The sequence below is a fragment of the Firmicutes bacterium HGW-Firmicutes-1 genome (genome assembly GCA_002841625.1).
Taxonomy (GTDB): Bacteria; Bacillota; Clostridia; order Lachnospirales; family Vallitaleaceae; genus HGW-1.
On sequence record PHAG01000001.1, the window covers coordinates 267,603 to 289,287 of the forward strand.

Sequence of the window (21,685 nt, forward strand, 5' to 3'; positions counted from 1 at the left end):
TTTTAATGTTACTTCCCTTTTTACTCGGAAGTATTGTATCTATCAAAAGTCATGGCAAATTATCTATACCATAACATTTTTATGCTTAAAATCATCATCTAATATGGATAACCTTTCTATAGTTATTTTCAAAAACTTTATTCTCCAAATTATTAATAACCATATTTAAGAAACCGTCATGGCGTTTTTCATTTTTATATATAATTCATGTTCTAATTCATCTTTACATTTCCATAATAATAATGTTATTAGAGTACAGCTTATTTCTCGTACCAATGGTGCGAGAATTTGATTTTTTAAATAGTATACAAAGAAATTACACATTATGCAAATAGAGCTTTAGCTTGAAGTATGATATTTTCTAAATCAATTTTCTTTATTTGGCATACCTCTGTTCTCAATAATTCCAATTAATTCATTTCCTAACTCTTCATTTATAATCCTAATTATCGATTCTTCATTACGATTTTCACCTAATATATCAACCCCACCATACCATATTAGCTCATGATCGATTATCATAAATTTATGACTATGCCGCTCTTGCTGTATCACATTAATGCCAATTTCTTCATATTCTTTAATAAATTGATTAATGAAATCTCTTTGCTTTTCTGGGTACTCTTCGAGTCTTTTAGTCAACACTACGATACGAAGACCGCTGTGGTACTTAGCTGTTAACAATTCCTTAACTAATTCTACTTTGTTTTTTTGAATATGAGGACTAGATATTATAATCATCTTTTTTGATTCCCCAATATCTTTTATTATTTGACTAAAGTAATCAGTTGAACTATATATGACTTCTCCTGTACTATTGTCTTTGTTATTACTTTTAATGTTATAACCTACAGCTCGGTATTCATTAAGTCTTTTTTGATACATTCTCTCTAATACGCCTATATGAACATCAATATAATCATAAATTTGTACTTCTTCTTTGCCAATGTAGTTTCTATGAAGCCTTCCAGCATATTGAGCTATTGTGCCCTTCCATGATATTGGCATTGCCATGAATAAAGTATCTTGTCTTGCTTCATCAAATCCTTCACCAATTAATTTGCCTGTGGCAACAATTACAAACGTATCTGTGTTTTTATGATTCTTAATTTTTTCCATAGACGCTTTTCGTTCTTTTGAACTCATCCTACCTGAAAGTTCAATAACTTCAAAGTCTTTGTCTTTCATCATTTCTAAAAGCAAATCAATATGTGTTGTTCTTTCTGTAAGGACTATCGGATTTCTTCCAGCAAGTACAGCTCCCTCTATATCTTTTACTATTAAATTATTTCTAGATTTATTTTCACAAAGGTGTTTATAAACATCACTAATATGCCATTCACTTTCATTTTGATATAAAGGTATTCTGAACGAAGTAAATCGTGGAATTATGTAATGATCAAACGTTCTTTTTAGTGCCTCTTTTTTTGCATCTACTTTAAATCTAATTGGCCCACACTGCATAAAAATTATCGGATGTTGTCCATCTTTACGAATAGGTGTGGCTGATAATCCATAAACAAATTTAGAATGTGCTGAGCTAAGAATTCTATTAAAGTTGCTAGCAGAGACATGATGACATTCATCAGCCGGTGTCAAGTAAAAACTAAAAAAAGATCAATAAACGAATACCGCGTTTATCAATCTTTTTTGAATTAACATTTTATCCAACTCAATCACTAACAGCCCCTAGAATATGTTTCTCAATCAAAGGCCATCTATCTTTTGGGTTATTTATTATCTCTGATGCAATTGCAATCACAATATCCTTCTCCGGAATACAACAAATAACATTTCCGCCAGCTCCGAGTGCCGAGAATGAAAACAAATTATTATCATCCTTTAACCACCATAAATAGCCATAATGATTACTATTCATACTAATCGACTCCAAAATCCATTCTCTCGAAATAACTTGTTTTTGCTCCCACATTCCTTGGTTTAAATAGAGAAATCCAAAGCGTGCCATGTCTCTAGGTGAGAGTGTCAGTCCGAATCCTCCTGCTGTTATTCCTTGTGGATCTTTAGTCCAACCTTTAATATCCTTCCCAAACACAGCCTCAAGGCTAAACGATTTCATCTCATAATCAGGGATTTCCTTCATCCCCAATATTCTAAACAACTCTTTATTGGCATACTCGAGCATACTTTTTCCAGTTGCTTTTGTAATGATGGCTGAAAGCAAATGCGTACCTGCAGTATAATACTGAAATTGACCCAGTTGACCCTTTTGACCCAATAGATTTAGGGAATACGTAACCCAGTCCTTTTGTCTTCTGAGTCGATCTAATGGCTCATGACTTCGAGAATCCCCTTCTTTCCATGAAAATGGAAAGGGTGCTGTCATAGTAAGTAGGTGTTTTATGGTCACTGCCTTCTTCAAAAAATCCTCATCTGATACTTGATATTCTGGAAAATACTCCAGTACCTTTTGATCGACACTTTTTATATACCCTTGATCAATAGCAATCCCCGCAAGAGCAGATACAACACTCTTGGTTACCGAAGCCACATGATGAACATCAGACTCTTTATAACCATTGTAATAATTCTCATAAGTAATACTGCCATTTTTCACAATGACGATGCCATTGATATTCTTATATTGAGACTTGATGTAACTGTCAAGTTCGCTTAATTTTTCAATGTTCATACTAACGTCTTGTGGTGATACAAAGTTCCATTCACAGGTCGGCCAATAACTTCTAATCACTATAAATACCTCCCTGTCATAGAATTCGGATTATCCTTAAGCGTTAAAGGTGCCCCCGATGCGATTAAATAACCGCCATCTTCCCCTCCACTTGGTCCAAGTTCAATAATCCAATCACAGACTTTAAGTAGATCCGGATCGTGTTCCACAACAACCACAGAGTTCCCTTTTTTAACAAGTTCATCGAGTAACGCTATAAGCTTTGCAGTGTCATACAAACTAAGCCCTGTAGTAGGTTCATCTAATACATACAACACATTCCCTCTTCGTTTTTTACCGATTTCCTTAGCAAGCTTGATTCTTTGAGCTTCTCCGCCGCTTAGTGTGGGTGTTGGTTGACCTAATTTAATATAGCCCATTCCGATGCGCTTCATTACATTCAGAACCGAAAGAATGCCTTGTTGGTCTTTAAAAAACTTAACAGCTTCAGAAACCGTCATTTCAAGAATGTCATAAATACTTTTATCTCTAACCCTAACTTTTAATACCTCTTCGTTATACCGTTTTCCATGGCACTCTCTGCAGGTCTTGTTGATTTTAAGATTACCCCCAAGCCAAATTGTTTCTTGTCCACTGCCACCACAAACAGAACAAGCACCTTTAGAATTGAATGAGAAATGTCCTGTTGCAAAATTCCTTTCTTTCGCTATGGGTTGTTCTGCAAAAAGCTTACGAATCTTATCCCATATTCCGATGTAGGTTGCAGGATTTGAATTCATTTTTCTTCCTATAGGTGCTTGTGAGATTTCAGCATAACCTGAAATAGTTTCGATGCCTTCAAGCTTTTCTGCAATCGTTTCAACACTATCAATTTCTTCACTTTCATCTATCTGATCTTCATCATTTTCTAGGTCGGCACCACCTGATTTACCTAAAAAAGAGGCTTTCAATAACGGAATCAATGTATCAGAAATAAGTGAACTTTTACCACTTCCAGATAACCCAGCAACACCCACTAAACACCCCATTGGAATAGAAACAGTAAGATCTTTTAGGTTATTTGTCCTAGCGTTTTTAATTGTAAGCCCAGGTTGATTGATTACATCAATTAGTATCTGCTCTCTTACTGGCATTCCTTCATCAGAAAGATATCTTCCTGTTATAGAGTTCTGACACGCTAGTAAACCTTTTAAATCTCCCTGGTAGACTACTTCTCCACCTAAGTCCCCAGCTTTAGGACCAATATCTATGACATAATCAGCGAGTTCAATGGTGTTTCTATCATGCTCTACAACAATAACTGTATTCACTAAATCCCTTAACGCCTTCATGGATGCAAGTATGCCTTCTTTTTCAGCTTCGTGAAGCCCTGCTGTTGGTTCGTCAAGAACATAAATAAGTGAGTCCAGTTTTGAATCTAAATGCAAGGTTAAAAAAAGTCTTTGAATCTCCCCGCCACTTAGACTTGGCATTTCTCTGTAAAGTGTTAAATAACCCAGTCTCACCTTAATCAAGCTACTCTCTTTTTCTAGTAGTTCCTTAATGATATTATCCCCAAATTTCGAAAAGGTTTCTCTATTCTTCAAATCTTCAAGAAATCTTTCCAGTTCTGTAATGGTCATTTTACCCAGCTCGCCGATATGCTTGCCACCAATAAAGACACTTCGTGCCTCTTCACCAATTCTAAAACCATGGCACTCTGAACATATTGTCTTGCCGTAAAAATGACTAACATCTTCAACTTTCCTATAAAGATGACCCTCAAAGATTCTTGTCAGACAATAACTAAGCTTATCTGAATTACCACCAACATTGTGACCATAAATAACTTCAGACTTTAATTCATCGGATAGTAACATAAATGGTGAATCCATGTATGACCCGTAATTCCTATCTAAAAGTCTTTCATAACCTGGAGTTAAACCAGCTTTCACGAACACCTCTCTAAGGGTTACACAATCATCTGGTACCAATTTTTCTAAATGAATCTTATTGTAGAATCCACGCCCAGAACACTTAATACACATGCCATTCGGTGAGTTGTGTGAGAAGTAACTCGGTGGAAGACGCTCCTCTGAGTTACTATCTTTTCCCTCTCCAGAATAAAGCAAGCATAAAAGGTTCAAAATACCTGTCTTTGACCCTACTGTTGAACGCGGATTACTCTGTCTGATAATGCTCTGCTGAACTGCAATAGTTGGACCTAATCCGGATATGCTATCATATTTGTCTTCATCATCAATTCCTGATAATATTCCCAAGGATTTTAAGTATTGGCTACGACCTTCTTCAAAGATGATGTCGAACATAAGGCTGGATTTACCTGATCCGCTAACACCTGTTGCCACTATTAATTTGTTTTTGGGAATTGATATATCAATATTCTTGAGGTTGTGAATCCTCGCACCCTTAACTGTAATATTTTGCATATGATTACCTTCCATTCATATAAACAAATTTGTATTTCTTTTGTGGATTACAGCGACCTTACAATGGCTTAACAGGCACATAAATATCAACAATGCTTTTATGCTCAGGATGTTCGTTAGGATTATTCATGTACACTTCAAAACATGGGCGTTCATCCGGTTGGTATCCACTTTCTGGCAGCCATTCACCCCATATAAAATCCCATGCCGATTTAAACTCATTTGCACCGATCATAAAATGTGCAACAGCATATTTTCCTCCTGGGATTACCATTTTACCAATTTCTCCGTCTACTTTAGTATGCTCCGGTACAGTGACGCAAAGACTGGTTCTAAGCTTTATATCGTCTGTTATATCGGGATTATCATGATAAAGAGAAAGAATTTTTGTTTCTGGAAACTGTATTAAGTCTCGAATTTCTGCCCACCTAACAAGCCGTAAGAGAGTGTTTTGAAATACTTCTAATTCACCATTAAATGTGCCAATAATGCGAATATAAGCAACTGCCATTTCATTACTGTTTTTCACTTCAATACTAAGTGGCCGTACTTTAGGCACATATGTTTTTCTTCCCATATTCTCCACAATACTATTATAGGCTAATGGATCTAAAGAATCTTTGCGCCGCTTGCTATCTGTTTTACATTTCTTGCTTTCTAAAAGACTCTTATCTTTCCGGAGTTCACTTGCACTAAAACCGAAGTGCATTTGAAAAGCTCTTGAGAAAGAAGATTGATTTTCAAACCCACATATAGAAGCAATTTGACCAATTGGGTATTTTGAATTTGATACTAGGATGAGTGCGGCCTTTTCAAGACGAATTCTCTGAATATACTTGGACAAAGGTTCTCCAATAATTGTGCTAAATATCCTGTGGAAATGATAGCTGGAAAAATTCGCCACATTCGAAAGTACATCCAGTGATAAGTCGTCACCCATATTTGAATCAATATAGTCCAATACTTTATTAATCCTATATATATATTCATTATTCAAATTATTATTTTTGATACTTCCCATTCATTCTTCCTCTTTCATTTGTTTGTAAGCAAACACTGGAATCATTATTACTACAATAATTCAATATCAATCTGGCGTTCAAATATGTTTATTTTTTTAATGATGCAATCAAGATCTTCAGCATCATGATCAGTATTATTTTGATTTTTCAAGTCTTCAACAACTTGCTTCAGCTTATTTATTTTATCACGAACCTGTTTTAATAACTTCTCATGATAAAACAGTTCATTTAATTCACTTTCTGTATCTTTGATTTTTGCGTCAATTAAATCTAAATCTTTTCGTATGCTTTCACCGTCATAATCATTGCTTTCCATATAGACATCATAAACAAGTTCTCGATTGAGTATCAAGCTCTCGATTTCATTTTGTAAAAAAACAATCTGAACCTTGAAATTATAACCCTTGTCATACTTTGCTGGCTCATTCTCCAAGACTAAAATCTGATTTTCTACTTCTCGCACTAACGCATTAGTGATCCTATCTACTCGCCAGCTTTTCAAGCTGCAGGCACCCTTTGTTTCACTATATTTAGGGCAAACATAATAAATACTTGATCCCCAAACCTGCTTTTTCATTTTCCGCCCACAGTCTCCACAATATAATAACCTGTCAAATTTACTTGCCTGACTTATGTTTACTATGTCATTGTTCCTTATTAAATTAGTGTCTGTTTTTAACCGTTTATCTTTTTTTGCTTCAATAACTCTCTGTACCTTTTCAAAAGTTTCTATATCAACAATCGCTTCATGATGATTATCTATGGTAATCCAATCTTGTTGATTTCTTTTGATAAATGGCTTCATACCACCAAGTGTATTTTCAGTTTTCCCCATTTCAAGAGCACCTGTGTAAAAACGATTATTGATAATCCGGCTAACTGCTTTAACTGTCCAGTCATTGCCCCCAGGTGATTTGATATCAGCGTGATTAAGTTCCCCTGCGATTTTATAATAACTGTCTCCTGCAAGAACCAGCTCAAATACTTTTTTGACTACTTCGGCCTTTTCAGGATCAGTAACATAAATTGTTCGACCTTCAACAACTAGCTTTTCGTATCCATAAGGTGACCTCACTGCAACGTATTCTCCTAAAATCTGTTTTTGCTTAACAACACTCTTTACCTTTTTAGAAATGTCTAGAGAATTTTTTCAACATATAAAAAACTACTTTGATTATACCATACAGGTAAAATAGAAAGTAGTTTTTTGGGAATTATCTTACTGTCATGTGACTCGCTTGTGTCAAGAGAACTTATAAAATAAATTACTTGCAGCAAAAAGTGCAATGGATTATATATACATGTTAACACCTATTTTATTGGCACAACAATCTGTGTAAGAAGTTCATCTGCTGGGCGGTTTTCATCATTTAGGTAATAATTAAATATCCCCCCTTGCTGTTCATGACCATGCTCTGATATCCATTGTATAATTTCCATCATCAATGGGTCAGTATCATTATATGACCCTAAGAAGATACCTGACACCGCTTTCTGGACAGGAATTGTATATCCCACAATATCACCTTCTCCTTTCACTGGTTTAGCTACAGGAAAGCCCATTTCTACATCAAGATTTTCAAGATCAGCATTATGATAACATACAAATGGACCACCAGAGAGTAAAAACTCATTTTTATTTGCATACTCCATAATTTTCCTATATGCTAATTCAGCATTTCTTGGATAATCATCAAAATGAATGATAGTTCGGATAGACAAGACATGTTGTTTTGGTAGCTCATATAAATCAATCTTGGAAATTATCGACATATTCATTACCTCCCTATTATTTCTTTTTTATCCCTCTTCGAATAGCAATGCATTGCTTTACATCTTCGAGTACCGCTTCATCTATTACATTGATCATGAGCCATTTCTGACCCATACCCGTTTTTGTATTATGATACAACTGCTGTAGATACTCCGTGAAAATAGGAAGTAACAATTCGGTCTCCATTCGTTCACGTTCCCCAATAACAACGAGGGCAATATAGTATCCTTCCATTGGATATAGGGTACACAAGGTACGTCCTGCCTTTTTATACTTCACATTCCATCCAAACTGCATGGAACACTTGCTAAACTCCAACACTGGTTTGCTCTGATATTCCATCTCTACATATTTGCAAAGTTTATCCCACAAAGGACTGTTTACATAATTACCGATTGAATCCAGGGATGGTGTCTTTGATCCATTTGTTATATCACAGGTTTCCCGGATTCTCATGTCTCTTTGAGATGAATTTAGTGGTAGCCATATTTCCATATAGCATGCGTCTGGATCAGTATTATAGTACAATTCTGCTGTAAAATCTCCACAAACCAGACTGTGTTTCCTCATCCATTTATTCATAAATGAGGACGCTTTGAAAATCGCAGAACCAGTCAATTCATTAAAATTTTCCGCTTCAAAGCAGCAAATAATATATTCACCACACGGAAGTGTATATGACACATATTCCTCTATACTTACATTTCCTATAACTTCAGCTCCTGCAAAGTAGGTACAGCAACCTTCTCTGGCGTCACCCATATATATAGCACCAAACTCATTGCCGTTTGGTAGCAAATGTGGAATAGTCGTTTTTAGATGGTGAAAATTATCCCATATTACACCAGTCGTAGCGATGCCTGTGGCTTTACCTTCTGTCAGTTCTGTAATTGGCACTTCACCTGCAATTCCAATAAATTTGCGTGTCACATTCAATTTTCTGCGAGTTACTTCTATCACAATACCATCAGAAATCAACGGCACATTTTCGTCAACTATGACATGATTCAATAGCAAGTCCGGCTTGATAAATTGACTTAATATAACAGGACGACTACGATATTCCTCAGGTGTAATGCCGTAAACCTCTTTAAAAGAGCGGGTAAAGCTAGAATGATCAGAAAATCCAAAATCAAGTGCCACATCAATGATACGCTTATCTTTGTTCTTAAGAACTTCCGATGCATTAGCTAGTCTTCGTAATTTTACATATTCATTTACTGGTTTCTTCACCAAACGTTTAAATAAGCGCTGAAAATAGTACGGCGATAATGATGCAACACGTGAAAGGGTTTCCATTTTAATCTCTTCAGACAATCTATCTTCAATATAATTGATGGCGTTTTGTATCGCTTCCCATGCGTACACTGTAACACCTCCTTTAATATAATGTAACTCAAAATAAGTCTATCTGCTTGTCTTCTGATGCTCTTTTTACATTAATTATTTCGCAACATAGAAAATTGCCATAAAATTATATCCACTTAAGCTTTTTCAATATAAAAACTACTTTGATTATACCATGGCGGCAAAATCGAAAGTAGTTTTTTGGTAAATATCTTACTGTCATGTGACTCAACAATGATCATCCCATAACTATTGATAAGTTCTTTAATATTTTTATTTTTATCAAACATTGATTGCATAATTGCAATATCAACTATACCATTTATTCTCTTTATTCCTCCACCTAATTGTCCAATAACTTGATTATTCTTTTTTCTTCCATGTTTTTTTTGCTCTACTGCAACTGATGTTTCATCAATGATTAAAAACTCTTCTAATCTTTCTACCCATTGCTCAGCTAATTGTTTAGTATGAACTAATACTAGGGTAGTTATCTTCTTCTCCGCTATTAACCTCGCACCTAAAACAGTCTTCCCAAATCCCGTTGTAGCCGATAACACCCCATTTGAATGTGCATTCATAGCGAGGAATGCCTGATCTTGTCCTTCTCTTAATTCACCTTTAAATGAAACTTCAATTTTTCCACCTTCATATCGACAATCTATCAAATTACAGTTTACTGACAGTCCACTGAGAAGCTCAATAAGTTGACTTTCTAGTCCTCTGGGAAGTGTTATATTTTCATCATCCTCTTCATATGCAATTACAATTCTAGGTGTACCATAGGTCGACATTCTCATGGCTTGCATAGAAAAAAACTCTGGATTGGAGTAAGACGCCAATCTTCTTATTATATTAATCCCTTTAGCTGATAATCCTGCTTTATTAATAATTAGTCCTCTGGATAGCACTATATTCATACTGTCTGGAAAATCTTCTTTAGTTGCTAAAATACTATGACTTTCATATATTTCATTTCGAGTACTTTTCTTATCTAAACTAACGTTATCTTTTTCAACTCTATTATTTTTTATGAACTGAAAAACAAATTGATCTGCAATTTTTTCTACACTTCCAAGGTAAGCCCATTGATCCGCTATCTCGTTAAATTCTTTATCTATAAAAATGGTATTATGCTCTTTTCTTGCATTTTTTTGTAACGGTAAAGCGATCAAGTTACCAAAACCATCTTTTTGCAAAAAATCCTGTGATGGAAATAAACGATCATATGAATCGAATTGTATTCGTGCACTCTTACTCATTGCTATATCTAAAATAGCAAAACCAAATTTCCTTGCAATTTGCGCTTTAATATCTGTATTAAAGAAAAACCATAAATGGCATCCATTACCTGATCTAGTATGAAGAAGTCCTTGAAATTGCAGATATTATTGGATACAAAATTGAATGGGTGGAAAAAGATAAAACTTAATTTGTTTTAATTAATGTTTATAATACACATATATATTTGTTTTGTCAATGGTATTATTCTTTTTTATTTATTTTTTTTATATTATATTACTTTTTGGCAAGGTGTTATTATAAGACATATTAAAAACAATAAGGCGTCGATATAAACTATATTATATACTTTAGTCCACCCAAATAAGAGCCATCTAAAATAGGCTCTTTTGCTTTACCCCTATCCACAATACGTCTACAGGCTCTCAGGACACATATGTAAGTACTTGAATACTATATGTGGCAATTTATATGTTTATAAAATAAGCCTATGTATAAACGTCTTTAAATGGGCTGAATTTGGAAATATTGTCGATATGGGATAATTGTAGGGTAAATGTTGTTTGAAGGTAAATAGATGGATTATAGGTGATTTCGCTAAGTAAATAGATGTAAAAAATACACATACCCTATTACGTCCGATAATACAAAAAGACAAATACCTTTTTGATAAAGATACTTGTCTTATAGTGTTATCATATTGTTTTTTATATGTGTTATTTTTACTTCATAGCGTCTGAAACTTTATTTATTGCATTTGTATGAGTCTGATCAAACATATGCATGTAAATTCCACTTGTTGTTGCCGTAGTACTATGCCCGAGAGCCTTAGAAATATCAAATAACGAAATACCTTGTAAATTTGCGATACTTGTAAAAGTGTGTCTAAGATCATGTAATCTTATTGGTGGTAATTGATTGGTATCTATTATTCGTTTAAATAAATGACTAATGTAATTTGGTCTAGTTGGTTTACCATCTTCATCACAAACTACAAAATTTTGATCCAAATAATTTCCTTCTAAAAAAACTTTTTCACTTTCTTGTGTTTGTTTAATTAATTTAAGCAAATCCAATATATCATCTGGCGCATGCAATGTCCTATATGACGATGTATTTTTAGTTTCCTTCTCGATATTCTTAGATCCAGCCTGAGTACGTGCTTTATTAATAACTATAATTTTATCATCAAATTTAACAGCTTCCCATTTCAAACCACATATTTCTTCTCGCCTAAGTCCAAGTATACCAGCTAATCTTATAACTATTTCCAGCTTATCACCTTCTACAATTGAGATAAGTTTCTTAAGTTGCTCGACAGTATAAAAGTTCATCTCGTTTTTTTTCGTTTTAATTGGTTCAATTTTATCAAGTGGATTTTTAAGAAGCTTGTCCTCATTTACTGCTTGCATTAAGATGCTTTTCAATAAATCCTGATGTTTTCTAACCGTATTTTTGGATAAACCTTCTTCAGTGATTTTAACATTAAAATATTGGTTAACGATTGTTGTATCTATCTCCTGTAGTTTATATTCTTTAAAGTAAGGCTTAAAGTGTTTGTTAATTATGTTGGTATATCCATAAAGCGTTGTCTCTTCCACTTTATACTTTTTAACACCTAACCAATAATCAAACCAACCGTTACACATTTGCGAAGATGGTTTAACCATGTTCCCTTTATTCTTATCTGCTTCATGTTGCGATAACGCTGCTCTAGCTTCTTTTTTAGTGTAGAACGTTTTTGTGTTTTTTACTCTTTTACCAGATGCATCTTTACCAAAATTAAATGTAACATAGAAGAGATCCTTCACATCATCATAAGCAATATTATTTTCAATTTTTGTTCTTGCCATATTATCAATCCTCCTATCAAAATGTCTACCTGTTACTGATAGGATAACATATGGCAATAAAAATGTCTACCAAAATGTCTACCTTGGTCATTTTTAGTACAAAAAAACCGCTATTTCAGCGGTAATTTTAGTGGAGGTGAGGGGAATTGAACCCCTGTCCGAAGACCCTTCCGATAGATTTTCTCCCATTAGAGTCGGTGTTTTGTCATTCCCTCGAAAAGACGCCCATCGACAGGCTTAGTTTCTTGGTAGCTTCATTTAATCTTTTTTTATCTCAAAGCTTTGATAAAAAAGTGCCTCGCATTAGTTGATGCCTAATTGCCTAGCCGCGAGTGGCGAGGGTTAGACAGCTGCCATTAGGCAGCGAATTGTAAATTATTTTCTGCGTTTAAGTTTAATTTTCCAGTTTTTAACGCAGGCCCGGAGTCTGCGAATGGCTTATCTAAATTCAGTCGTCCCCGTCGAAACCAGTACACCCCCGTAATATAACGGCTACGCAAAGTCGTTATTATTTTACTAACGGGCTAGTTATTGAATACTGAGGATACTACAAGTTTTTAATCTTAAAATCTCTCTCTGTATCTCTACGTTGATCTTTTTTTGCTATGTCGTCACGTTTATCGTAGTTCTTCTTGCCTTTTGCAATTCCAATTTCAATCTTCATCAAGCTTCCTTTTAAGTAAACCTTTAAAGGCACCAAGGTATAGCCGTCTCTTTCAGTTGCTCCTCTTAATTTGTTAATTTCCATTCGATGAAGTAGCAACTTTCTAGTTCTAACTGGATCTTTGTTGAAAATATTACCTTTTTCATATGGTGTAATGTTCATGTTTAAGATCATGACCTCATTGTTTAAGACTCTTACAAAGCTTTCTTTAATGCTACATTTCCCCATTCTAAGGGATTTGACCTCTGTTCCTGCTAGAACAACGCCAGCTTCATAAATTTCTTCTACAAAATAATCGTGATATGCTTTTTTGTTTTGAGCGATAAGCTTATATCCTTCTGTTTTCATGATCTACCCCACATAGTTTGAACTGCAAAGACAATTATAACATAACGACAATGTTTTTCAAGTACTATTTATTTCATAGCTTTACATTTATTCTCTATTTCATAGTATTTTTACTTTTCGCATTTAAATCAAGAAGATAAAGATAGTATTATGCTTTTACCTCATCATCCTCATCACTTAACTCGAAATCAATCGTCCTTTGGGCTTTATCAGCTCCTACAACTACTATCTTCACTACATCTCCAATTCTATAGATCTTGCTGGTTCTTTCACCAATATAGCAATGATGATCTTTATCATGATTATAATAATCATCGGTCATTGAACTTACATGAATCAAGCCTTCTACTGTGTTTTCTAATTCAATAAATAGTCCAAATGAAGTTACGCTAGAAATAACCCCATCAAAGGTTTGTCCAATTTTATCTTGCATATATTCAACTTTTTTAAGCTTTTCTGTTTCTCTTTCTGCTTCCTCTGCTCTTCTTTCATTTTCCGAACACTGCTTTGCAATTTTTTCTAGTATACTTTCATAATGTTCTGCCCTACCATCACTCATTCTTCCGTTGATTACATCCTTAATAATTCTGTGAATTTGCAAATCAGGATATCTTCTTATTGGAGAGGTAAAATGGCAATAATACTTTGCAGCTAAACCATAATGACCATCATTCGTAACTGTATACATCGCTTTTTTCATTGATCTTAGTGTCAATCTACTAATGATCGTTTCTTCCTTGCTTCCTTCAACATCGATCAATAGTTTTTGCAATTCTTTTGGATGCACTTGTTCTTTACCTTTGATATGGTAACCAAAATTATAAATAAATGCAGCTAGGTTACTGATTTTAGCAGGGTCTGGTTCTTCATGCGTACGATATACAAAAGGCATTTGTTGCCAGAAGAAGCTTTCTGCTATTGTTTCATTTGCAAGCAACATAAACTCTTCAATAATTTTAGTCGCAACATTTCTATCATAAGGTTTAATATCTATTGGTACACCTTTTTCATCCATAATGATTTTTGCTTCTGGAAAGTCAAAATCTATAGAACCACGCTCTTTTCTCTTCGCACGTAATATTCTAGCCAACTCTTCCATATTGTTAAACATATCAAGCAATTCTGAATATTCAGCTATAACCTCTTCATCATGATCTTCCAGAATCTTCTTCACATTTGTATAGGTCATTCTTCTATCTACATGAATAACTGTTTCAGCTGCCTTGTAGCTCAATACATTGCCTTTTAAACCAATTTCCATGATACAGCTAAGGGCAAGCCTATCTTCACCTTGATTTAAGGAGCAGATGCCATTAGAAAGCTTTCTTGGTAACATTGGAATAACTCTATCAACAAGATATACACTAGTCCCTCTTTTGATCGCTTCTTGATCTAGCGGTGAGCCTTCTGTTACATAATGAGTAACATCTGCAATATGAACACCAAGAGTATAACCAGTATCAGTTTTCTCTATTGTAATTGCATCATCTAAATCCTTTGCATCCTCACCATCAATCGTTACTGTTTGCAAATCTCTAATATCTAATCTGTTTTTTAATTCTTCTTCTTTAATCTCTTGCAATACCCCTTCTGCTTGTTGTTTTACAGCTTCAGGAAACACAGAAGGAATTTCCAAATCTCTAACAATTGCCAGAATATCTGTCTCTGGATCAGTAATATTTCCAATGATTTCTGTTATTTCACCCTCTGGTTTTTTGTCGTCATCACCCCATGAGGTTATTTTAACAACTACTTTGTCTCCATTTACTGCGTTAAATTCACTTGATTTCGGAATAAAAATATCTTTGTTAATTTTTTTGTTATCTGCAATAACAAAGCCAAAGTTCCTGCTTTTTTGATAAGTCCCGATAACCTCGCTCTTGCCTCTGCTAAGAATTTCGACAACTTCCCCTTCTTTCCGTCTCCCTTGTTCTGCGGCTTTTACAAGCTTAATTGCAACTTGGTCTCCGTGAAAGGCACCATTGGTATATTTACCAGGGATGAAGATGTCTTCAGTTTCTCCTTCAATTTCAACAAAACCAAAACCTTTCGGATTGGCAATAAACTTCCCAACAATCATCATTACGCTTTGAGGGCGTACATATTTACCTTTTTTAGTTTTGATTACCTTACCTTCTTTGATAAGATCGTTTAATACATCCTCAAGTGTCTCTCTATCCTCAGCCTTAATTTGTAACATTGTAGCAATTTCTTTAATCTTCATAGGCTTATATTCTTCATCTTTGATTAAATCAAATACAAGTTTTTTTCTTTCATCTAATTTTTCTACTGTTTTCATACGATCACCTTCTTACTAATTATTGTGTTATTGGTCTTATATACTTGAGGATCGCCTTTGCAATCAACTTGTTCTGGTCAAAAGCAATTCACCTCTATACTTATATTGTCTCAATTATATCATAAATCATTCTTAAAACACAGTTATTCATTCCCGATAGGTTCAAAAGACTGTGGCTTTCTAATTATTTGCGCAGAACTTATTCAAAAAATACCCTGCTTACTCAATAATAAGCAGGGTAGCTAACTTCAATTATTATTTAATTAATATCTCTTATAGTAATTCCGGCAGGCTTTCAATGATATTGTTAATAATGATGACTTTAACACTCTTATTACCTGCTTCATCTTTTGCATAAACCGCGTAATACCCATTATGATCTACTATAAATTTTTCATGCTTATATTCTGTATTTCCTAAATTAGTTGCAAAAGCTGGTATTGCCACAATCTCTGATTGGGACATATCATTAAGTAGTTCAATAGGATTTCCAGCTTCGCTTGAAAAATCGGCTATAGTTGCGGTAGTCACCCCAGGATCAAGCTCATAATAAAGAGTTTCAACAATTTTTGAGCCAGTACCATTGGATTCCACAAATATTGTCAAGGTATCATTACCCTCACTTTTTACAATAAAGCCTCTATAAAAGCTAGGTGTAATAATTGGTGCTATGTCGTCCAATGATAAATTTTTAGTAAAATATAGTGTTCCACTATTCCCAGAATTAGTTGCAGTAGCTTTGAGGATATTTGAGCCCTCTTTTAATGTAACATTTGTTTTATATAGTCCGCCTTCAGTAAACCTTTTTTCTTCTACACGTACTCCATTTACAAATAATTCTTTAATTTCTGAATTTAATTGTGTTTTAATCACCAACTCTGCTTGTAGCTTACTTTGTAAAGAGTCTAATTTTACAATAGGAACTGTCTCGATGTTGATTTTATTGAATACATTGGTTGCTCGAACCTTAAGATAATCACCTGTTAATTGTGCAGAAGTAAGATTAAAGGTATTGATACCTTCCTTTCCATCCACCAATGTAGAAATAACAACATCATTCATATTCAATACTTCAATCTTTGAATCTTCATTAATGTCAACTTTAAGTGTATAGTTTAATAAGTTGCTTTCGCTGTTTGATAAATCAGCGATTATTTCTGGTGGCAAATTATCATATACCTTTATGTTTACTGGCGTAAATGGTTTGACTTTAATGCTATTATTGATATCCATGTATCGAATGAACGATGAATTATTAGCACCTAAAACATAGTCTCCTACCTTTTTCGCTTTTAATGTAACCGCAAATTCCTGTGGACTCGCTTGAAAAAAAGTACCAGCTGCATTCAAATTATAATTTACACTACCAAATTCGCCTTTAATCACATTATTTGTAACCGTCATATTAGTTGGTTTTAAAACTATTTCAAAATCACTTGGAATAGTCTCTTCAAAGTATATATTCTTAATTGATATGTCACTACTAATTTGCTCACCTAACTGAGCATAAATGTCAGAAAGTGCATTTCCAGACATAGCATTTTTGTAATTACCACCCGCAGCAATTGCGATATCATTTAATTTATTACCAGCATCGCTATCCGCAAAGGCTACAAAATAGCTATCCAACTCCATAGTTGTTGCTTTCATTAAGTCCCCAACTGCTTTACCATAGTTTAATGAAGTATCATTAGGGTCGCTGCTTCCTGTACCACCTAGTCTTATTGAATTACCATTATCAAATAGATAATAGGATTCATTACTACTTTTAGTTCCACTACCATCTGTATCGTAATAGGAGTAGTAAGTTGGCACGCCATCTGTCAAGAAAATAAAATACTTATCAGCAGCTGTATTTCCAGATTCTAATAGCTTAAATCCTTTATACATTCCTTTACCAATGTTTGTACCTCCATTTGCATCTAAATCATTAATTGTATCAACTAAAAAAGTATAATTTGAAGAATTATTAACTGGTAAAAGCGACTTACTATTGTAAGATTTTATTGAAGTATCGCTGTTATACTCGACAATTCCTACGCTAATATTAGGCTTGCCTTGTAATTGAGCTAATAAATCTATTGCAGATGCTTTTGCTAATGTAAGCCTCGAAGGTGCTGGTGTATTAATCCATAATCTTTGATAATATGTATATGTATAATAGTGATATTTATAGTATTTGGTACCCCACCAGTAATGTGTATAATAATCGTATGGTTGTCCTGATGAAACTTGTATACTAACTCTTTCATCATAAGCATCATTTACAGTAACTTCCGCTTTCAACTCTTTTTTATATGCAGAATTATTTGCGATATATTGAGCTTTACTAATTTCAAAATACTCACCCCAATAACCAGAACTGGAAATGGCATTGCCATTTACATCATATTTCATACTACCTGATGTATCAATAACTAGAACAATTTCTTTCTGCTTTTGATAACTTTCAGGCGGTATATTAGCGGCTGGTATATCTTGTGGTTGGAATTTATAGTTTACAGTGAAAGTATCATTTATTAGAACTTGAGTCTTATTATCTAGAATAGATTTATTCATAAATATAGGAGCTTCATAGTTAATCGTTTGAGCGACAGCATTCGAATTTATATTAAAACTTAAAATGCAAATAAATACAAGTGCATAGCTAATGATTCGATTTCTAACTTTATGCATTATATATTCCTCCTTTAATTCAATTTTTCATAATATTTAACAATATATGAATTATCTACTTCAATATCATCTGTTCTCATTAATATATTATATCTATCAGCTATATCTTCATCTTTGTTCGTTTTATTCAAATTAAGAGCTGTAATACCTTCTTGCACACTATCAAGAACAACGTCATTTTGATTGATCGTCATTAACAATTCAGTATAAATCTGTGTTGCACGAGCACTTACCGCTCCGATTGAATAGAGATCTAAACCAATTCCATCGTCATATTTTACAAGATAGATCACTGTCCCATCATCAACGACTATTACCGAAGATTTATTAGTGATGTCTATAATGGATGCATCATTCACTGCATCAAGTCCAAGGATTTCTGTTGCTGTCTTATCCGTAAATTGTCTGGCAAAATACGTCAAGTCAAAAACATCACCTGCTTCATTAATCGTACTAATTTTTGTAGTGTTTTGATCAATTGTTATGGTGCCAAATACTACATCACTTATTACCTTTTCAACTTTTGCTAGTCTATATACTAATAAAATGGATTCTTCTCGAGTTGCAGTTCCTAAAGGTTTTAGTATATCAAGACCTTTTTTGTCTTTTCCAACACCCTTAATAATATTGTTTGCGTAACAATATTTAACTGAATCCATTGCCCATGAACTAATTGATAAGGAATCTGAACATTTGATATTGCCATTAATCGTTGTGTTTTTATCAAAATCTATTTTCTTGAGAAGCTTTACAATAAGCGTCGCAACCTCTTCTCTTGAAATGTTTGCATTTGGTTTAAATAATCCGTTGCCATATCCATCTATAACACCTGCATGATAAGCTTTTAGTATTTCTTTTTCATAAGAATGTCCAATAATATCATCAAATACATATTCTTGTTTTATTGTCACGTCAATTCCACTCTTGTCTAATATGTCTAATGCCAAAAGCACATACTCGTATCGCTTAATTGGTGTTTGATAATCGCTTCTAAGAACCTCGTGAACCAAATCGTTAGTTATTGCTTCTTTAACTTCAATCTCTGCCCAAGAGTTTGGTTTGGATTGAGCCCCCAAGATGTTAACAGATGCAATTATTGTTAAAATGACTGCTATCGCGAAAAAAGAACGTAATTTTTTACTCATTTTGACCTCCTTATACATTTTGGATAATGACGATTTTTTATCTATATGTCAGTAGTACCACTCATCGAAATTTACAACCTCCTTATTTTTTTATGAAGTTGCCCCATGTAATCATTTATTGCTTTTAAAAAATGGTCGGAATTATTCTATAATAATACTATTATACCACTTCTTGTTGTTATAAGTCAATTTATGTACTTGAAACTTGTTACCTATATTCAATGGGTACATTGAATGAATTTAACATATTTATAACTGAATTGCAGGTAAATATGATCAAGTTTTGAAACATTATTAGAACAAAGCTCTTGTCAGCGCGTTGCATAATAATTTATGCTATCTACCGCTTTGTTCTATGCTTCGTGGAAAGTAGAACTTTCCTACTGGATAACAAAAATGGGCTGCCCGCTTGGCAACCCATTTTTAATAGGCTAGGATTGACCTAGCCTATTAAATATAACACACTCTTAGCTTTCACTACGAGTTCATAACTACTGAACGAAAGCTTGTTACCCAATTAAAATAGGGTTAACGAACTTCATAGGTTAAATTAAATTTAATGCTACAGATAAGATCATAAACAAAACAGCTATTGCAACCGTTGCTTTGTGAAGTCCACCTTCCATAGAACGTGCTTTGTTTTTACCCCAATAGGATTCTCCTGCACCACCAATAACCCCTGATAATCCAGTAACTTTACCTTGTTGTAACAGTACGATACCTACTAGAGCTACACAATCTAAAAAATAAACTATTTTCAAAATAAATTCTAATGTTTCCACGACTACACCTCCTAATCAACTTTTTTATTTTAGCACAAAATGTAATTAGAATCAAGCCAAAGTTTTGATTGATCAGTTTTTTACACTTTTTTAATATTAAACCATGAATGAATACCTAAATAACTAGCGGCATCTTCCAGTTCTTCTTCAATTCTAAGCAGTTGATTATATTTAGCTACACGATCCGAACGACAAGGCGCGCCTGTTTTAATCTGACCTGCATTGGCAGCAACTGCAATGTCTGCAATTGTAGCATCTTCTGTTTCTCCTGATCTATGAGAGATAACAGCTGCATACCCTGCTCTATTTGCCATCTGAATTGCATCAAAAGTTTCAGAAATCGTTCCTATTTGATTTACTTTTATCAAAATAGAGTTCGCAATACCTTTATCTATACCTTTTTTCAATCTTGTTGTATTTGTAACGAATAAATCATCGCCTACTATTTGAATTCTACTACCAAGTCTCTCTGTCAACAATTTCCAACCTTCCCAATCTTCTTCATCCAGTCCGTCTTCAATAGATATGATTGGGAATTTATCGCATAGTGAAGCATAATAATCAATCATCTCTTCACTTGTTCTAGTTACTTCTTTTCCTAGCATTTTACTTTCTCCAGGAAAATGATATTTCTTTGTTTCAGCATTATATAATTCGCTGGCTGCAGGATCAAGTGCAATACGAATATCATCTTTTGGCTTATATCCTGCCTGTACAACCGCGTCAAGAATCATTTGAATTGCTTCTTCTGATGATGATAAATTAGGTGCAAAACCACCCTCATCTCCAATGCTCGTTGACAAACCTTTATCGTGCAATACTTTTTTTAAACTATGATAAATTTCCGCACACATTCTAAGTGCATCCTTAAAGCTTTTAGCACCTACTGGCATAATCATAAATTCTTGCAAATCTATTGTATTATCAGCATGCTCCCCACCATTTAATATATTCATCATTGGAGTAGGCATAACATGCGCATTAAATCCACCTAAATACTTATATAATGGCAACCCTAACGTAGTTGCTGCTGCTTTAGCCACAGCCATCGAAACACCTAATATTGCATTTGCACCCAACTTAGACTTATTAGCTGTTCCATCTAAATCTATCATTTCCATATCAATCGCTCTCTGATCTAATACATTAACTCCGATTAAATGCTGAGCTAAAATGTTATTAACATTCTCAACAACCTTTTCTACTCCCTTACCCATATATCGTTTTCCACCATCACGTAACTCTATAGCTTCAAACGCACCAGTAGAAGCTCCTGATGGTACCGCTGCTCTGCCAATATATTTATCATCGACTGTAACCTCCACCTCAACAGTTGGGTTACCCCTCGAATCCAATATTTCTCTCGCAAAAATATCCGTAATCTCATAGTATCTTTTCATATTAATTCTCCTTTCAACATATATCTTGTATAGTATGTCTGTCAACCTATA

Annotated in this window: 15 protein-coding genes and 1 other RNA gene; all 16 read right to left on the reverse strand. The window is 34.1% G+C overall.

Annotated elements, in window-relative coordinates; translation table 11 throughout:
* Window positions 1-366 precede the first annotated feature (366 nt).
* Window positions 367-1,599, reverse strand: a complete 1,233-nt coding sequence (locus tag CVU84_01230; GenBank protein PKM96366.1) for a hypothetical protein — start codon at window positions 1,597-1,599, stop codon at window positions 367-369.
* Between the two features lie 73 nt (window positions 1,600-1,672).
* A complete protein-coding gene (locus CVU84_01235) occupies window positions 1,673-2,713 on the reverse strand; it encodes a 6-aminohexanoate hydrolase (GenBank protein ID PKM96367.1) in 1,041 nt (346 codons plus the stop codon).
* On the reverse strand, window positions 2,713-5,082 hold the full coding sequence (locus tag CVU84_01240) for an excinuclease ABC subunit A (GenBank protein ID PKM96368.1): 2,370 nt from the start codon (window positions 5,080-5,082) through the stop codon (window positions 2,713-2,715). Before CVU84_01240 ends, CVU84_01235 begins: the two co-directional genes overlap by 1 nt.
* 58 nt (window positions 5,083-5,140) lie before the next feature.
* Window positions 5,141-6,103: an AraC family transcriptional regulator gene (locus CVU84_01245; protein ID PKM96369.1), complete on the reverse strand. Its 963-nt coding sequence runs from the start codon at window positions 6,101-6,103 to the stop codon at window positions 5,141-5,143.
* Window positions 6,104-6,153: 50 nt separating this feature from the next.
* Entirely contained in the window at window positions 6,154-7,179 is a 1,026-nt protein-coding gene (locus CVU84_01250; GenBank protein ID PKM96370.1) for a hypothetical protein, read from the reverse strand.
* Window positions 7,180-7,415: 236 nt separating this feature from the next.
* The gene (locus CVU84_01255) at window positions 7,416-7,877 is read right to left on the reverse strand and encodes a transcriptional regulator (protein PKM96371.1); all 462 of its coding nucleotides are present in this window, start codon (window positions 7,875-7,877) and stop codon (window positions 7,416-7,418) included.
* A 16-nt stretch (window positions 7,878-7,893) separates the two neighbouring features.
* Complete coding sequence (locus tag CVU84_01260) at window positions 7,894-9,177, reverse strand: DNA-binding protein (GenBank protein PKM96505.1); 1,284 nt, start codon at window positions 9,175-9,177, stop codon at window positions 7,894-7,896.
* Window positions 9,178-9,362: 185 nt separating this feature from the next.
* On the reverse strand, window positions 9,363-10,487 hold the full coding sequence (locus CVU84_01265; protein PKM96372.1) for a hypothetical protein: 1,125 nt from the start codon (window positions 10,485-10,487) through the stop codon (window positions 9,363-9,365).
* Window positions 10,488-11,189: 702 nt separating this feature from the next.
* Window positions 11,190-12,320 carry a site-specific integrase gene (locus CVU84_01270; GenBank protein ID PKM96373.1) on the reverse strand — a complete coding sequence of 377 codons (1,131 nt, stop codon included), beginning with the start codon at window positions 12,318-12,320 and terminating at the stop codon, window positions 11,190-11,192.
* A gap of 128 nt (window positions 12,321-12,448) precedes the next feature.
* Window positions 12,449-12,800: a transfer-messenger RNA gene (gene ssrA, locus CVU84_01275) on the reverse strand.
* A 67-nt stretch (window positions 12,801-12,867) separates the two neighbouring features.
* Window positions 12,868-13,332, reverse strand: a complete 465-nt coding sequence (locus CVU84_01280; GenBank protein ID PKM96374.1) for an SsrA-binding protein — start codon at window positions 13,330-13,332, stop codon at window positions 12,868-12,870.
* A gap of 148 nt (window positions 13,333-13,480) precedes the next feature.
* On the reverse strand, window positions 13,481-15,631 hold the full coding sequence (rnr, locus tag CVU84_01285) for a ribonuclease R (GenBank protein ID PKM96375.1): 2,151 nt from the start codon (window positions 15,629-15,631) through the stop codon (window positions 13,481-13,483).
* Window positions 15,632-15,904: 273 nt separating this feature from the next.
* The gene (locus CVU84_01290) at window positions 15,905-18,307 is read right to left on the reverse strand and encodes a hypothetical protein (protein PKM96376.1); all 2,403 of its coding nucleotides are present in this window, start codon (window positions 18,305-18,307) and stop codon (window positions 15,905-15,907) included.
* Between the two features lie 14 nt (window positions 18,308-18,321).
* Entirely contained in the window at window positions 18,322-19,470 is a 1,149-nt protein-coding gene (locus CVU84_01295; protein PKM96377.1) for a hypothetical protein, read from the reverse strand.
* A 527-nt stretch (window positions 19,471-19,997) separates the two neighbouring features.
* On the reverse strand, window positions 19,998-20,234 hold the full coding sequence (secG, locus tag CVU84_01300; protein ID PKM96378.1) for a preprotein translocase subunit SecG: 237 nt from the start codon (window positions 20,232-20,234) through the stop codon (window positions 19,998-20,000).
* An 80-nt stretch (window positions 20,235-20,314) separates the two neighbouring features.
* Window positions 20,315-21,634, reverse strand: a complete 1,320-nt coding sequence (locus CVU84_01305; protein ID PKM96379.1) for a phosphopyruvate hydratase — start codon at window positions 21,632-21,634, stop codon at window positions 20,315-20,317.
* Window positions 21,635-21,685 lie beyond the last annotated feature (51 nt).

Bases quoted from the DNA above. Each gene is read 5' to 3' on its own strand.
- CVU84_01240 (PKM96368.1), bottom strand. From the start codon at position 5,082: ATGCAAAATATTACAGTTAAGGGTGCGAGGATTCACAACCTCAAGAAT.
- CVU84_01245 (PKM96369.1), bottom strand. From the start codon at position 6,103: ATGGGAAGTATCAAAAATAATAATTTGAATAATGAATATATATATAGG.
- CVU84_01255 (PKM96371.1), bottom strand. From the start codon at position 7,877: ATGTCGATAATTTCCAAGATTGATTTATATGAGCTACCAAAACAACAT.
- CVU84_01260 (PKM96505.1), bottom strand. From the start codon at position 9,177: ATGGAAACCCTTTCACGTGTTGCATCATTATCGCCGTACTATTTTCAG.
- CVU84_01265 (PKM96372.1), bottom strand. From the start codon at position 10,487: ATGAGTAAGAGTGCACGAATACAATTCGATTCATATGATCGTTTATTT.
- CVU84_01270 (PKM96373.1), bottom strand. From the start codon at position 12,320: ATGGCAAGAACAAAAATTGAAAATAATATTGCTTATGATGATGTGAAG.
- CVU84_01280 (PKM96374.1), bottom strand. From the start codon at position 13,332: ATGAAAACAGAAGGATATAAGCTTATCGCTCAAAACAAAAAAGCATAT.
- rnr (PKM96375.1), bottom strand. From the start codon at position 15,631: ATGAAAACAGTAGAAAAATTAGATGAAAGAAAAAAACTTGTATTTGAT.
- CVU84_01290 (PKM96376.1), bottom strand. From the start codon at position 18,307: ATGCATAAAGTTAGAAATCGAATCATTAGCTATGCACTTGTATTTATT.
- CVU84_01295 (PKM96377.1), bottom strand. From the start codon at position 19,470: ATGTATAAGGAGGTCAAAATGAGTAAAAAATTACGTTCTTTTTTCGCG.
- CVU84_01305 (PKM96379.1), bottom strand. From the start codon at position 21,634: ATGAAAAGATACTATGAGATTACGGATATTTTTGCGAGAGAAATATTG.